We start from the raw sequence: 15,318 nt of genomic DNA on the forward strand, positions 1-15,318 counted from the left end.
AGCACATGACTGCCACGATTGCACAGGCATTTGAGAAACTGGCGACGAAGAGAACCTATTGGGAGAAATGGGTGAAGAAATTTATGAGTCCGAAGTATGCTTCAAAGCTGTTGAGCGAGTAACTATAGTGTGTATGACCATAATTATTTGCACCGAGCGGGATGAAAGTATTCTGACGTACGTATTCAGCCCCCTCCGGGAGGTGAACCTGAACATATCCTTCGAGCCGCCGGGGCTACATCGGAGAGGACGCCCGTCGCCCGGATAAATGATTCTGCTCTGCTGTTATCCGCTCCAGCAGCACCGCCGCCGGCTCATACTCCCGCCCCTCCCGCCGGGCGAGCTCTGCCTCGGTGGGCACCAGCTGCCCGGAGAACGCCTGAGCGAGGATGGACTGCCGGAGGGCTTCGGTGCGCTCTTTCGCGGCGGCAACTTTGGCCTCAATCTGGTCGGCGAGGGCGAGGAGGGCATCGACGCGGCGGACGATCTCGTGTTGTTCGGGGAGGGGAGGGAGAGATATTTTTTTGCTAAGAAGGTTTGGCTTTGTTATGAAAGGTTGATCAACACCTCTAAGATCTGTTCTCAATTCTTCAATGAACAAAGGAGAGTTTAAAAAGGTATAGATGTACTTTTTTAAATCGGTGCAGTAAAAGTCAAATCGTCCAACTCTTTGGTACAATATTGCGGGTTCATCTTCATCCGAAAGAAATGCTATTTTTAGATTGTCTCCTAAGAGGGGTCTATTTAATGCCATCAATAGATCCCCCGATTTTAGTACTAAATCGGGGTATTTTTCAACATAATTATCAGGTAAGAACGCTTGTTTTTCCCAGATTATTTTACCGAAAGTAACATTTGCTATTTGGAGCAATTTCACTCCTTGTTGAGAGTACTCACTCTTTTTAAATGCGATGCCTGATGTTAAATTTAATAAGCAACCTAGTTGAGTCCATTTCCATGTTTTTGGGATGTCACTTAGCTCTTCAGGATTAATTTTGTGATATTTTCTTGAACTATTTGTTTTTTGAATGCTTCTTGCAATATCCAATAACAGCCGATGCGCATCCTCAACCTCAGAATGTTCTTCTCGCCAATCCTCCGTCAGCCGCCCATCACACGCAGCAGCAAGTACCGCCTCCCGGAACTGCTGCACGATGCACGGCACTCGATCAAGCCGGGCTTCCACCGCGTCCAGCCGGGCGAAGAGCGCCTCGATGGCGGCGACGATGCGGTGCTGTTCGGCGAGAGGGGGAAGAGGTATTCGAAAACTTGAGATTTTTTGATAACTAATTCTCGGTAATTGGACACCTGACATGTTATTATTCGCATAATCAACAAATTCTGGTGTCGAAAGAAAATGCATCAGATATCGATTATTCAAATTAGGCTGCTTATTGAAAACAATAATATCGGTGGAGCAGATGCCTTCAAATTCGGGAATACACACCTTATTTAGGTAGGGTCGTAATTTTCCATAGAGCACATCCCCAATACGAAAACGCGTTTTCGTACTTTTCGCATCACTCGCAATACCCGAACTGATTATTCGGCAAGTATTGGCTTCAATATGCTCTAATCCGACATACTTGAGATCAGGAGTGTCAGAAGGTTCAATTTTTTCTCTTGATGGGGAAATCAAATCGCCTAACGGAACAGAAACCCACCCCTCCGGCAGCTCACTCCTCTGCTGCATACCCATTCCCCATCAGATCGAGAATCGCCTGCAGCTCTGCAACCGCCGCCTCAAGCTCATCGATAGCCTCCGCCGCAAGTTCCTCCGGCAGGGGAAGGTCTTCACCGTTCTCCAGCGACTCATCCCGCAGCCACTTCAGGGAGTCGATCTTGTAGTCCCGCTCCTTCAGCTCCGAGATGTGGAACCGGTGCCAGCGGTCGCCCTCGGAGTCCTTCGGGTCACGGGGGGATCTACCGTTCGGGTCGTCCCCGAAACAGCGCTCAAATTCAGCGAAGTGCTCCCGCGTGAGGGGGCGGTCTTTCTTCGTGATCTTCGGCACGTTGGTGCGGCAGTCGTACACCCAGGTATGCTCGGTCGGGATGCCCTTCGTGAAGAAGATCACATTCGTCTTCGTGCCCGGGGAGTAGGGGGTGAAGGTGCCATCCGGCAGCCGGATCACGGTGTGGAGGTCGCAGTCCTCGCAGAGCACCTTGAAGACCTCCCCCGCCGCGTCGGCAAAGAGCACGTTGTCCGGTACTACCACCGCCGCCCGTCCGCCGGGCTTGAGGATCGTCATGACATGCTGGATGAAGTTGAGCTGCTTGTTCGAGGTCTCGATCGTGAAGTCCTCGCGCCCCGGTGACTGGTTCGCCCCCTTCGTCCCGAACGGCGGGTTTGTGAGCACCACATCAAACCGCCTCGCGTCCGGCACCTCGTAGATCGAGTCGCCCAGTTCGATCTCCGGCTCGATGCCGTGCAGGTAGAGGTTCATCAGGGCAAGCCGCCGCGGGCGTTCGACGAGCTCCTGCCCGAAGTAGGTGCTGGATTTAATACGCTTTGCAAGATCCCGGTCGAAGGCTCCGCCAGCGGTCACCGCCTTCAGCCACTCGTAGGCGCAGACCAGAAACCCGCCTGACCCGCACGCCGGGTCCATGATGAAGAACTCACGCTTGCCCCGCGGATCGGGTTTCATGCACCGCACAATCGTCTGGATCACGATGCGGGGAGTGAAGTACTGCCCGGCACCCTTTTTCCCCTCGCTCGCCGCCTTCTCGAGCAGCCCCTCGAACGCCATTGCCTTGACATCGATATCAAGCCCCGTCCACTCCGTCTCATCGATCAGCGAGATGATCTTCTTGAGACTCACCGGGTTATGAAACCGGGAGAGGGCACCGGCGAAGATATCCCCCAGAAGGTCGTCCGCCTTTCCAAGGGTTCTGAGCGTGTCGGTGTAATGGTCGGTGAGTTCCGTGCCCGAAAGCTCCTTGAGCGTCTGCCAGTCGCATTTCTCCGGGAGATCGATCCCGCGTTCATCGGACATCTTCAGGAACAGCAGATAGGTGATCTGTTCGATATAATCCCCGTAATCGATCCCTTCATGCCGTAAGGTATGGCAAAAGCCCCAGAGTTTCTGCACGATATCGCTCATACTGCAACTGCCTCGTTGAATTCCTGAATAAGCGCTGAAAGTTGGTTATTGAAGACGCGGTTTGCCCGGCCCCATCCGCCGTGATCCGTGAAGATGGGGATGGTTTCAAAATCCTCCTTATCGATTGAGAGGTTCTCGATTAAATGTGCACGGATACGTTTGAGCCAGTCCTTCTGCTCGGCGGTGAAGGTCTTCCCGGCGGTCACCTTCTCGCAGGCCAGCAGTATCCGCTCTTCAGCCGTGAGGAGCTCGTTCTCCTCCCGGGCTGCGTGTTTGACCATCGAGATGATGTCCACCAGCGCCTTGTGATACTGCACCCGGTGCGCACGCTCCAGGTTCTCCGGGGTGAACCGCTGCGGGGTGACCGCAAGCTTCTGTTTCAGCTCGCTGAGTGCGTCCGTGCCCCACTCCTGCGGGCGGTCGAGGAGGATGCGGATCGCCTCGATCTTCTCGGGATTCTCCCGGACAAACCGGGAGAACTGGGTGAGATAATCCGCCGGTTTGTACTCCTCCCCGGCAGCGTCCCGCACCAGCCAGGTCGAGGTCACCTCATCCTGCGTGCCGTAATCGATGATGAAGTTCTTCGGTGGGCGCGGATAGTTCTGCAACAGATTCTGGAAATCGGGATTGCGGAGGAGTTCCATCGTCCCGGTGAAATCGTCCCGGAGCTGCCGCTCCAGACTGACGGCGAACTTCTTAAGATCGCCCTTCTCGACAAACGCGCTGAAGAGATCCCGCGCCTCTCCCGACATCTCCTTGTCGATCCGGTTGAGGCGCTTGACCAGCACGCGGGTATTGTACTCCCGGTCACGGTTGTTCCAGATCTCCTCGATCACCTGGGTGATCGGCTTCGTCTCCCTCTGGGGCGGTTCTGCGGTGATGCCGGTCACCTGCTTGAAGTAGTCCAGCAGCGTCCCACCGAAACAGTCGAAGACCACAAAATGGGACTTGTCGGGGTGATGCTCTCCCTTCCGCGTGCCGCGTCCCATCATCTGTTCAAAGAGGATACGGGACTTCACCGATCTCAAAAAGACAATGTATTCAAGGTCGGGAATGTCCACGCCCGTCGAGAGCAGATCCACCGTGACCACAATCCCCGGCACTTTCCGGTTCCTGAACTCACGCAGGTGCTGGAGCGGGCGGTCAACCTTCCCGGTGATCTTCTGCACAAAGGAATCGCCTCTCCCGAAGACATCGCGGGCTGTCTCGACCAGCTGGTCGGCGTGCGAGATGTGCGGCACATCCTGGGCGGCAAAGATCAGCGTCTTCGGAAAGCGTCCATACCGCTCTTCGTGCTCCAGCGCATACCGCTGGATCTCCTCGATGATCTTCCGGTTGGAATCGATGGACGTAATGCTCCGCTCAATCTGCTCCGAAGGGAACTCGCGCTCGTCTTCGAGGACATCAAGCGTCCGCTGTCCGGTCACCGGATCGACCAGATCGACGGCCTCTCCCTCGTTCAGGAAGATGCCCCGCATCCGCACCCCCGATTCGATAGTCACAATATCGTAATCGACCAGATACCCCTCCCGAACAGCCCGTTCGTAGCCGTATTCGTACACCTTGTGCTTGAAATAGGCCATTGTGTGGGAGGCCGGAGTCGCGGTGAGCCCGATCTTTATTGCATCGAAGTGGTCGAGCGTGTTGCGCCAGACCGAGAGTTCCTGCGCTGTATAGCCCCGGTGACACTCATCCGCGATGATGAGGTCGAACGCATGAATGGGGATATCGATCTTCTTGGCATCGTCTTCTGACTCCTCATCACAGGAGAACCGGGCTGAGTTTCCGAAGAGGTTGATCGTCATCCGCTGGATGGTGGAGACGTAGACGAAGCTGTGCCCCGGCTGCGGATCGGTGAGATAGGACTCGGGCAGGACGTTGATATCATACGGCTCGTTTTCGTCGAGGTCGCCCCGCTGGAACTGCTGGCTATAGACCTCGTAGGTCTTGTCGAACTTCAGCCCCTGCTCGGTCTCAAAGGAAGAAAACGCCCGGACAGCCTGCGCAGCGAGTGCTCGCCGGTCAACGAGAAAGAGGATGCGCTTTGCCACGCCCGCCTTCATGAGCCGGTATATCAGGTTGACCATTGTGTAGGTCTTACCCGTTCCGGTCGCCATTGCAACCAGCATTGCCCGCTTTTTATCGGAGATGGCCTCACCGATGGCATCGCAGGCTTCCCGCTGATACGGGCGCATCAGGGAATTGTCCGGCACACGGAAGAACTGCGTGCAGGATGCATCGATATCAGCAGGCAGGCGTTCGAGAAGGGCGTCGGGCGTATGGAATCCCGAAACCTGCTGCGAGCGGTTGAGAGAATGACGGACATCATGATGCCAGATGACCTCGCCGTTCGTGGAATAGAGAAACGGCGCACGGAACCCATCGAAGTTGAACGGGTTTGCCGTGATCCCGCGGGCATACCGTTCGGCCTGGGTGAGCACGTTCTGCGGGCCGAGAGAGAGCCGCTTTGCCTCAACAACGCCGATGATGGAACTGTTCACACAGAGCGCATAATCCGCGGGACCGTTTGTGGTGGGATACTCCGTGATGGCGCATCGGTCATATGCCGGGAGATCCTTCCTTTCGTCAAAGGGAACCACTTTCCAGCCCGCAGCCAGCAGCTTCGGATCGATTCGCTGCTTGCGGGTCTGACGTTCGCTCTCTTCCATGCATATGCCCCACGGTAGACGGATAGTAAACTGAGAACTAATTCAAGTCATTAGGTGACTCGATCAGCACCATACATCAATATTACGAAATCGATTTCCTATTGCTCGAAGCTATCAGCGAATATCTATGTGCATTGAACTGAGTATCTCAGGCACCCCGGAACATTTCAGGATCAAGATCCTGTTAAGAACAGATGCGAGTGGCAGGATTCGAACCTGCGAACTCCTACGAGAATCGATCTTGAGTCGATCACCTTTGGCCGCTCGGTAACACTCGCATTGTGCGGGCACACGGACAGAGGGTTGTGTACCCCAGAGAGACGTGCAACAGAATATATGAGGTATAGGGTTATGAGCTTGGCGGCAGGAGGGTGGGAGCCCGCGGGTCTGCCGCCCGCACCCCTGCCGGGGATGACCCCGCCGGTCGCCTACAGGCCCAGCGGTATCCCGATAGCCTGCAGGATGACGACGATGATCACGCCGAGCACGCCGCCTATCGCGCAGATCAGGATGGTTATCAGGTTTATCGGGATGTCGGGACGGCCGATGAGGCTCATCAGGTTGAAGAGGTTGATGAGCCAGAGCAGGATGATGCCGACGACGGCGTTGACGACGAGCCCGACGATGCTTTTGAAGACCCGGAACAGCAGGGCGGCGACGATGATGACCAGGATAAGGACGAGAAGCCCGGTAAGAAGACTCATACCAGTTCCAAGGGCGCGGCAGGTATTGAATGTTGCGCCATGCGGGGCGTTCTCGGTATGATGTAGTTCCGGAAGATACGGGGGCACGGCGGATGGACGCTCCGTACCCCGTTTCGGAATGAACGGTTCTTGCGAGAAGATGCGGCTCCCCGGAATCTACATGATAAATAATTATAAATCCTCGGGCGCAGGAGGTGGTGTGTGAGCGGCGTGCTACGCCATGACAGTGCATGCCCTCTCTGCCGGAGCACCGGAGAGAGGACTACCGTAACGCGGCTTGACGGCACGGTGGGCATGTACTGTCCGGTCTGCAAGTATATCGAACCAATCGGTGCGCGCACGGATCGGAGAGATACGCACCCTGCATGACCCTTCTCCGCCACGCGGGGCGGAATCGGCAGAGGGGTGCCGGGCATAATTCCGTCCGGCGGGACGCCGGATGCCGCCCCCATGATGACGCCCGTCCGCTGCCCCGAGCCCCGCCGGAGATCGGGGGCGAAAAGACGTCCCCGCGGGTCTATTCAGCGTTCCGGCATATCTCCACTTCCCTTCCGGGAAGAACGCGGGGCGTCTTTTGGAAGGATTGTCCCCGTCTTCTCTTCCTCACATAAAATCCGCGAGGCCGAGCTGCTGCTCCGGCGGCGTGCCGAAGGTCGACTCGATGGACATATCGATGACGCGCACCCGCTGTTTCGTATACTCGGAGATGGCGTAGACCTCGCAGATCTCCCGGGAGACGGCGAGGTACTTCTTCACCGAACCCTCGTGGACGGTGGCGATGACGTTCCCCTTGCACTTCGTACATTTCCCTGCAAGCGGCATCCTGCGGTACTTCGCATTGCACTTCGTGCACCGGAGTTTCTGCTTCGAGAACGCGTTGAGGTTCCCCATCAGGTCGCGGATGAAATGGGTGTTCAAGACCCGTTCCGCGACGTCGTCGGCATCCACCGCCCGGATCATCTTGGCAAGGTCCAGCTCCGCCTCGAGTTTCTCGAGCATCGTCCCGAGGATGGTGTAGGTGGAGACGAGCGGCCCTGCGGAGATGTCGCTCGTCGCATGGGTGTAGGAGAACCCCTCAAGCTGTGCGGGCGTGCCGAGCCTTCTTTCCACCCGGTCGATGAGTTTGTCGAGGTCTTTTGGGTGGGTGTAGTCCAGCGCCGCGAGGTAGAACTCCAGCGGGTAGTGGTCGCAGACGTCGACGTTGTGGCTCTCCTTGTCGACCTCGGCGGGATCGAGGTGGGTGGTCAGGACGAGGGGAGCATCCATCGTCCCGCCCCGCGTCTCCGGCAGGTACGAGCGCGAGAAGTTGATCAGGCCGTCGAGGAGCAGCATAACGCAGTCCTCGTCGCCGTCGCACTGGCCGGTGAAGATCCCGTTGGCGACGAGCGTATGGGTCTCGGCGACCGTCAGGCAGTAGACCCGGTCGTCGAGGGCTTTGACGATCTCGCGGCCCGCGATCTCGTCGCAGATCGGGAGCGTCCCTTCGAGCACCGGGACGCGGTCTCCGATCGCGACCTCCTGCGCAGTGATCTTTCTCAGATAGTCCGTGTCCCAGACGAGCATGGTATGCTCCGGCGTCACCGAGAGGATCCTGCCCCGCTTTGTCGTAAAGCGGATCAGGTGCGCGGGAGCGCGGTGCACCGAGACCGACGTGACCTTCTTCATCCTGACCGTCCCCTGAGAATCGATGCTCCGCACAAAGAATGGCCGGACGGGGTCGGAGTAGAACGTCCCGAGGTGGTCGAGGCCGGGTCTGCTGATATCGAAGTTCTCGACGACGAAGTCCCGGATGGGCACGACCGTTCCGCCGCCCTCGCCGAAGACCTCGATCTCGGTGTCGCCCGCAAAACAGTTCCGTCGTTTCGCTGCGTGGAAGAAGGGGTGGCCGTAGCCGACACCGGCCTTCGTGAACCCGATCACCCGTGCGAGGACGCCGGCGCTCGTGTGGGGGGCGAGCCCCATAACGAGGTGGCCGACGAGATCGCTCCTGGTCTTCACGTTGTAGAACGGCTCAAGCCCGTAGACCTTCTCCAGGAGTTCGTCGATGAAGTTCGCTCCCCGGATCAGCCATTCGCCGCAGTCCTCCGAGACCAGGATGTCCTGGTGGCGCAGTTCGAGCACCTGGGAGGGCTCGGTGAGCTCGGCGCCGTGGATGTCGTGCGTATACCCGGTCGAACGGAGTTTCTCGACGGAGACGCCGACCTCGTCGGGCCGGAAATGGGTGAGCGGGAGATCGATCATGTCGTAGCGCGAGGTGCCGTCCTTGAAGACGTAGAGGTCTTGTTTGGCGCGGAGGATTCCCTTCTCGATCGGCTCCACCGGCCGGTCGCGGGAGATCAGCCCCTTGACGCCCTTCAGTAGCGGGATGGCGTTCTCACGCATCCCGAGGTGTGCAAGCGCGGCCGCAAACTCCGTCTTGATATTCACCGTCACCTTCTGGAGGCAGACGGTGGACGCGCCGCAGGCGGGGCAGGACTCCTCTGCCGTCTCCCTGCCGCACCGGGAGCAGCGGAAGACCGGCACGGTGTGGCTGCCGCATTCGCAGAGGTTCTTATACGTCATCTTCCCGCAGGCGGTGCAGCGGCGCTCACCGACCTCGGCCTCGATGAGCCCGCCGTCGGTGTTCGACCGGGGTTTCGCGGCTATCGCCGCCTGGAACGACCGGCGAGAGCCCCCGGCATCGCCGACCGGAAAGAGGGAGTGGGGCGGCGGACGCATCTCACGCGCCTTGGACTTGCCCGGCCGACCCATCCTGCCGCCGACGCGGGTGCCGGCACGGGAACGGAGTCTGAACCCGGAGAGGTGCATCACCAGCGCAAGCGGGTCGCCCGCAGGCGCGTCCGTCCATGTCTCGCGCCGTTTCAGCTGGATCGTCAGCCCCAGGCAGGCCAGCAGCACCAGGTACTCGGCGATAACGATCCGGTCGTCCTTGAGGTGGTGGAAGACGAGGAGCTCTTCCAAGACCGCCTTGACCTCCGGGGTATTCGGAACCGTCAGCGCCCCGTCCTCGACCGCTCCTGCTTCGACGATCCGGTCGGCAAGAAGGGCGATCTCGCCCGGCGTGACGTCGTCCCAGAGATAGGTATAGTCGGGATGGAGGTAGGCGCCGTCGAGCGCGAACTCGATCGCCTCCATCTCGCTCTCCGGGTGGCTCGGCCCTCCCTCCTGCAGCCACCACTCCTCGCAGTAGCAGGGCGGCATCAGCGGGTGGTTGTTCTCGAGGAACTCACCGTAACTGATGAGGATCTCCCCGATATCGATGATCGCCTCCACCTGCCCTCCAAGCTCCCGTGCCTGCTTCGCGTCGTCTATCCGGAGGACCTCCCCGCTCTTCAGCCGCACAGTCGGCCCCTGGATGGTGTCGACCGGCACGACTCCTGCCGCCTTTCCAGGCCGTTCGACCTTCATCTGCGTACCGACGGCGAGAAAATTGCCGAGGATGTGCAGGGTTGCGGGATGAAACCCTGCGGCGGCGAAGCCGGTGTTTCGCGCCCTGCCGAAACGGAGGCGAAAGCCCCCTTTCCGCATCGGGTAGGAGAAGACCGGCCGCCCGCCGATGAGATCGCGGAGGTATTTGTCCCTGGGTTTGACGGCGGCCTTTTTATCGTCGTCATCGCTGCTCGTCGTCACCCCGCCGATGAGATCTTCGAGCCAGTCCCAGCCCTCCATCTTCATCTTCCGGACGTTCTTCAAGACTTTCGGTGCCTTGAGCGCCAGCCCTTCCGCAACGACCAGCGCCATGCCGCCCCGCACCGTGTTCGTCTCCACCCGCTCGAGGTTCCGGTAGCCGCTCACCTCCTGCTGCTCCGTCGGCTCGCCGTCGATGCAGACCGGGCAGTTGGAGATGATCGTGCGCAGTTCCTTCTCGGTCGGCAGGTACTGCAGGCTCATGATGTTGTTGTACTGCCGGATCTCCTCGATGTAGCGCTCGACCTCCTCGGGGCGGGGGATGTAGCGGTTGATGCCGAGAGCCTGCCGGACGTAGTCGCCGACGAGAACCGAGAGCGCCTGGGCAGTTCCGCCGGCGCTCCGGATAGGCCCGGCATAGTAGATCTTGAGGTACTCGGTCCCGTCGTCGTTCTTGCCGAGCGCCACCTTCCCGATCCCCTCGGTCGGGGCGGCCACGACGCCCTCCGTCAGCAGCGCCATCGACGCCCTGATGGCATGGTCGAGGATCTCCTCCGTCGTCGTCTCACCAAACTCCTTCCGGGCAAAATCGTCGCCGATCTTGAGCGCCACCTCTTCACGCGACATCTGCTGCTCCAGTTCGCGCAGGCGGGCGGCAATCCCCGTGTAGCCGAGGAGCGCCTCCACGCGGTCCGCAAGGTCGCTGGCGACGGGGATCTCCGGCTCCGTGGCGGGGTCGAGGCCGCGGGAACGGGCGGCTCTGGCAACCGCCATGGCTGCTTTCAGCCCGGCATCGAGCCGATCGAAGTAGACCCCCAGCGCAGGTGAGAACTCCATATCATTCTGATGGGCATCTATCGATTTATCATTTGGGAATCACGCCGGGAGAGGGCGCTGGGCGGGTCAGGGCGTCCGTGACCGTTCTTCCTGCAGCGCCTCGGTCAGGGGCGCTGCCCCCGGCTCTCCCATCTTCCAGAGCAGCAGCGCCGCACACGTCTGGATCTTCCGGTCGGGATGCTCCTTCATAATCTCGGTGAGCGGCTCGACGGCCGGCTCCCCGATTGCGCAGAGCGCCGTCACTACGTAGGGGCGGAGCTCCTCATCCTCGCTGATGAGGTCTTCGATGAGCGGGTCGACCGCAGCCTCCCCGATCTCGGCGAGGGCGGCCATCGCGTAGCGGCGAAAGTCCTGGTCGCCGGTCTCGTGCATTGCCCGGAGGAGCGGCTGCACCGAGGGGCTGCCTATCCGGACCAGCGCCCGGGCGGCGTACCAGCGGAGATCGTTGCCCGACTCAAGCATCGCCCGGATCAGGGGTTCTACAGCCGCTTCCCCGGCAGAGCCGAGCAGCTCCGTCGCCGCCCGCCTGGCATGCATATCGCCGGTTTTCAGGGTCTCGACTGCTTCCCGGATCTGCTTTTCATCACTCATGTCGTTCACATCGTCACTCCGGGGTATTATGTCTTCTTGATATGCTTCAGCGCGGCCCGTGCCGCGGCCGTCACCTCGGGTTGTTCGTCGCCGAGTGCTTCGATCAGGGCATCCACCGCGCCCGGATCGGCGACCTCGCCGAGAGCTCGGGCCGCGCCTGCCCGGACAGTCCGGCGTTCGTCGTGCAGCGCAGCGATGAGGGGGCGGGTCGCCGGTTTGCCGATATAGCCGAGCGTCTCGGCAACGGTTGTGCAGACCGACGGACTGCACCCGGCAAACGCTTCGATGAGGTGCGGCACCGCCGGATCGCCGATCTCCTCGAGGGCGCCGGCAGCCCGGTGTCGAACGTGCTGGCTTGGGTCATCGAGGGCACCGATGAGCGCCTGTATGGCGCTCGCTCCCCCGATCTCCCCGAGTGCCATCGCCGCACCCCATCGCAGGTCCTCCTCGTCGGATCGGATGGCGACCTCAAGGACGTCCCTGGCGGGATCGCCCATCTTCCCGAGCGCCAGCGCCGCTCTGCTCCGGACATAGGTGTCGGGGTCTTTGAGTGTCTCGATGAGCGGGTCTATCGCTCGCGGATCGCCGATCTCCCCGAGGGCGATCGCCGCCATCCACCGGACGTCGACGCTCTGGTCGCGGAGGCTCTGCGTCAGGGGCTCGACGGCCCGGTGCCCGAGTTTTCCGAGCGCTTCGGCCGCCTTCCACCGCACACCGCTCTCCTCATCGGCAAGAAGAACCGCGAGCAGTTCTACGGCGCAGGGGTCGCCCTGTTCGCCGAGCGCTTCCGCAGACTGGTATCTGACATCGGGGTCCCTGCTCTGCAGGCCGGCGAGCAGCCGCCGCATGTCACGCTGCTGCAGAGCGGGCCCGGCGCCCTCTTCGCCGGGGGTGAGATGGCGGCCGGAAGCGGCGGGGCGGTCGGCATAGCCGGCCAGGTATGACCGGAGATCGACGTTTCGCCGTTCCAGGAGCTCGAAAAGGTAGCCGAGAATATAGGCGACGGCGATGAACATTGCGGCGCGCACCACCACGCCGGGGCCAAGCACCCCCGCCTGCAGGTATTCAACGGCGATGTGTGCCGCGGCGAGGAACAGCCCGAGATAGACGGCACTGCGGTGGTACCAGTATGCGACGAGGATCAGCAGGGGGTAGAAGAAGTGGGTGTAGACGATATCGATGCCGAAGAGAAAATGGACGAGCAGCTCCAGGATGATGAAGAGCCCTGTCACCAGAACGATGATGACGATTTTGACGCGTTCGGAGGCTTTCCACCCGGCGTTTGCTGTACTCATGCCTACTGCTGATCTGGACGCGGTGTCTTAATAGCATTTGCGTGTCGGCGCCGGATGTCCGGAGTGCTGGTGGAATTGTATAAAGCCCAGTACATTTGCGAGGCCTGCAGGAAAGGCATATATGGTCTCCGCCTATCAAGACTGGTTGGTGTTGCCATGACATGCCTGACGTATGCGGATCTCCCGGAAGAAAAAGTGAAGAAAGTTGCCGGACTGGAAAAAGACATCGACGTGATCCTGCTGGCGTATGAAAAACCGCCTGCCGCTGCCGATCTCTCGAGCGAGAACCTGCGCCGGGTGAAGCAGCTCGAAGAGGAGCTCGGTGTCCGCCTGGTAGCGTACGCGTGATGCTGCAGGTGTGGGGATAACGGTTATCCCCACCGGTATCACCGGGAACGCGCCTCGGCCGTCTCCATCCGGACGCCCGACGTCTCGAGCATCTCCAGCGCCGCGTCGATGAACGCCGGAATGTCGCCCGGGTTCCTGCTGGAGACGAGATTGCGGTCCACCACGACTTCCGCATCGACGAACTCGGCGCCTGCATTTTTGATGTCCTGCACGATCGATCGCCACCCGGTGACGCGGCGGCCCCGGAGCGCCTGCGCCGTGATGAAGAGCTGCGGCGCGTGGCAGATCGCAAAGACCGGCTTTCCGCTCTCCAGGAACTGCTGTGCAAACCGCACCGGCTCCGGGTGAGCCCGCAGTCTGTCCGGCGAGTAGCCTCCCGGGATGAAGAGAGCGTCGAACTCGTCCACCGCTGCGGCATCGGCAGCCCGGTCGATCCGCACCGACGCCTCGCTCCGCTTTCCGCGAACCGTCTCGCCCGCCTGCAGCCCGACGTGGACGAGCGTGTGGCCTGCGTCCGCAAACGCCCCTGCCGGTTTTGTGTACTCGACGTCCTCGAACCCATCGGTGATAAGAACGGCAATTCTGCTCATACGTCTCTCCCACCCCATGCAAACCGGATAAAGGTATCGGGGGATTGCAGGCCCGCTCCGGGTGCGGCGGACCCGGGCATTTTCCGTCGATTCAGGGGCGTTGCTTTGGGTTCCTGCGCCGCACGATCGATATCGTGAAACGCGGGGTAAACCTACACTCTTCTCTGAATACAGACGACTTCGGCGAACAGTATGGTTCTCTCTCTTCTCTCTGCCACTGCATCAGCGACGCCTGCCCTGATCTCCGGTGTACCGGCTCGGGGAGGGCGGACATGAACGCTCCCGAACTGATCGCGATTGCGGTCTTCCTCTTCACCTACGCCCTCATCATCGACGAGCGGATCCACCGGGCGGTCGCGGCGATGCTCGGGGCTTCCGTCATCGTGCTCCTGCAGATCGTCCCTTGGGAGATGATCCCCGAGTACATCGACCTCGGCACCATCTTTTTCCTGATGGGGATGATGATCATCGTGAACACCGCGAGGAACAGCGGTCTCTTTGAGTATATCGGCATCATTACGGCAAAAAAAGGCCGGCGGCAGCCCGCTGCGTGCCCTGATCCTCTTTGCAATCGTCACCGCCCTCGTCAGCGCGTTCCTGGACAACGTCACGACGGTGCTCCTGCTCACGCCGATGCTGCTCTACATCGCCGAGGCGATGGAGATAAACCCGGTTCCGTTTATCATCACCGAGATATTTGCATCCAACATCGGCGGAGCGGCCACGCTCATCGGCGACCCGCCGAATATCATGATCGGCTCTGCAGCGGGCCTCTCGTTCAACGAGTTTTTGATCACGCTCGGCCCGATCATGGCGATCAATCTGGTCGTCGTCATCGGCGTGCTCATTCTCGTCTACGGCCGGGTGCTCCGCGTCGACCCTGACCGGCAGACGGCCATCGCCCGGACATTCGAAGCGCTTGACGAAGATGCGGCTATCCGAGACCGGGTACTCTTCAATAAATCCGTCGTCACGATCCTGCTCGTCGTCGGCATGTTCTTCATTCACGACGCGCTCGGTCTCGAACCGGCGCTCGTCGCGCTCATTGGAGCCTCGTTCCTCCTTTTCTGGAGCCGCGAATCCCCCGAGGCGATCTTCGAGAAGATCGAGTGGCCCGCTCTCTTCTTCTTCGGCGGGCTCTTCGTCGTCGTCGGAGCACTCGTTGAGACCGGAACGATTGCAGTTATTGCGAACATGGTGGTGAACACCGTCCACTCGACGGGCGAGGCGATCCTCATCATCGCCTGGTTCGCTGCCATTGCATCGGCCCTTGTCGACAATATTCCGCTGACCGCCACCCTGATCCCGCTGATCGAGGACCTCGGCGGTTCGATGGATATCTACCCCCTCTGGTGGGCGCTCTCGCTCGGAGCGTGCCTCGGCGGCAACGGGTCGGCGATAGGCGCGTCTGCAAACGTCGTGGTGCTCGGGATCGCCTCACGGGAAGGAACGCTCATCACGTTCATGGAGTTTCTGAAGATCGGCATGCTGATCCTGGTCATCACCGTGGGGATCGGCACCGGGATCCTCTGGCTTATGTTCGCGTTCCCGTGACC

At 60.2% G+C, this 15,318-nt stretch carries 10 protein-coding genes, 1 tRNA gene and 1 pseudogene; 3 read left to right on the forward strand and 9 right to left on the reverse strand.

Annotated elements, in window-relative coordinates:
* Window positions 1–235: 235 nt before the first annotated feature.
* The 8 genes from FGU65_RS14925 to FGU65_RS14960 all read right to left on the reverse strand — a co-directional run bounded on the left by FGU65_RS14925 (window position 236) and on the right by FGU65_RS14960 (window position 12,824).
* On the reverse strand, window positions 236–1,693 hold the full coding sequence (locus FGU65_RS14925) for a restriction endonuclease subunit S (protein ID WP_301665301.1): 1,458 nt from the start codon (window positions 1,691–1,693) through the stop codon (window positions 236–238).
* Window positions 1,677–3,101, reverse strand: a complete 1,425-nt coding sequence (locus FGU65_RS14930; protein ID WP_301665302.1) for a class I SAM-dependent DNA methyltransferase — start codon at window positions 3,099–3,101, stop codon at window positions 1,677–1,679. Before FGU65_RS14930 ends, FGU65_RS14925 begins: the two co-directional genes overlap by 17 nt.
* A complete protein-coding gene (locus tag FGU65_RS14935; protein WP_301665303.1) occupies window positions 3,098–5,770 on the reverse strand; it encodes a type I restriction endonuclease subunit R in 2,673 nt (890 codons plus the stop codon). Before FGU65_RS14935 ends, FGU65_RS14930 begins: the two co-directional genes overlap by 4 nt.
* Window positions 5,771–5,965: 195 nt before the next feature.
* Window positions 5,966–6,048, reverse strand: a tRNA-Leu gene (locus tag FGU65_RS14940).
* 150 nt (window positions 6,049–6,198) lie between these two features.
* Window positions 6,199–6,474, reverse strand: coding sequence for a pro-sigmaK processing inhibitor BofA family protein (locus FGU65_RS14945; protein ID WP_301665304.1), 276 nt, complete (start codon window positions 6,472–6,474; stop codon window positions 6,199–6,201).
* A 603-nt stretch (window positions 6,475–7,077) separates the two neighbouring features.
* Entirely contained in the window at window positions 7,078–10,938 is a 3,861-nt protein-coding gene (locus tag FGU65_RS14950) for a DNA-directed DNA polymerase II large subunit (RefSeq protein ID WP_301665305.1), read from the reverse strand.
* 66 nt (window positions 10,939–11,004) lie between these two features.
* On the reverse strand, window positions 11,005–11,529 hold the full coding sequence (locus FGU65_RS14955; protein ID WP_301665306.1) for a HEAT repeat domain-containing protein: 525 nt from the start codon (window positions 11,527–11,529) through the stop codon (window positions 11,005–11,007).
* A gap of 26 nt (window positions 11,530–11,555) precedes the next feature.
* Window positions 11,556–12,824, reverse strand: a complete 1,269-nt coding sequence (locus FGU65_RS14960) for a HEAT repeat domain-containing protein (protein ID WP_301665307.1) — start codon at window positions 12,822–12,824, stop codon at window positions 11,556–11,558.
* Window positions 12,825–12,980: 156 nt separating this feature from the next.
* Between FGU65_RS14960 and FGU65_RS14965 the strand changes: the two genes are divergently transcribed.
* Window positions 12,981–13,172 carry a hypothetical protein gene (locus FGU65_RS14965; protein ID WP_301665308.1) on the forward strand — a complete coding sequence of 64 codons (192 nt, stop codon included), beginning with the start codon at window positions 12,981–12,983 and terminating at the stop codon, window positions 13,170–13,172.
* A gap of 38 nt (window positions 13,173–13,210) precedes the next feature.
* On the opposite strand, the gene FGU65_RS14970 is transcribed toward FGU65_RS14965, so the two are convergent.
* A complete protein-coding gene (locus tag FGU65_RS14970) occupies window positions 13,211–13,762 on the reverse strand; it encodes a type 1 glutamine amidotransferase domain-containing protein (protein ID WP_301665309.1) in 552 nt (183 codons plus the stop codon).
* A gap of 362 nt (window positions 13,763–14,124) precedes the next feature.
* Between FGU65_RS14970 and FGU65_RS15945 the strand changes: the two are divergent.
* Together FGU65_RS15945 and FGU65_RS14975 are read left to right on the forward strand one after the other, a co-directional pair.
* Window positions 14,125–14,226: pseudogene (locus FGU65_RS15945) on the forward strand (hypothetical protein); the annotation flags it as partial.
* Between the two features lie 34 nt (window positions 14,227–14,260).
* Complete coding sequence (locus FGU65_RS14975) at window positions 14,261–15,316, forward strand: ArsB/NhaD family transporter (protein ID WP_367652393.1); 1,056 nt, start codon at window positions 14,261–14,263, stop codon at window positions 15,314–15,316.
* The last annotated feature ends 2 nt before the right edge of the window (window positions 15,317–15,318 follow it).

This window comes from Methanoculleus frigidifontis (assembly GCF_030464345.1).
Taxonomy (GTDB): domain Archaea; phylum Halobacteriota; class Methanomicrobia; order Methanomicrobiales; family Methanoculleaceae; genus Methanoculleus_A; species Methanoculleus_A frigidifontis.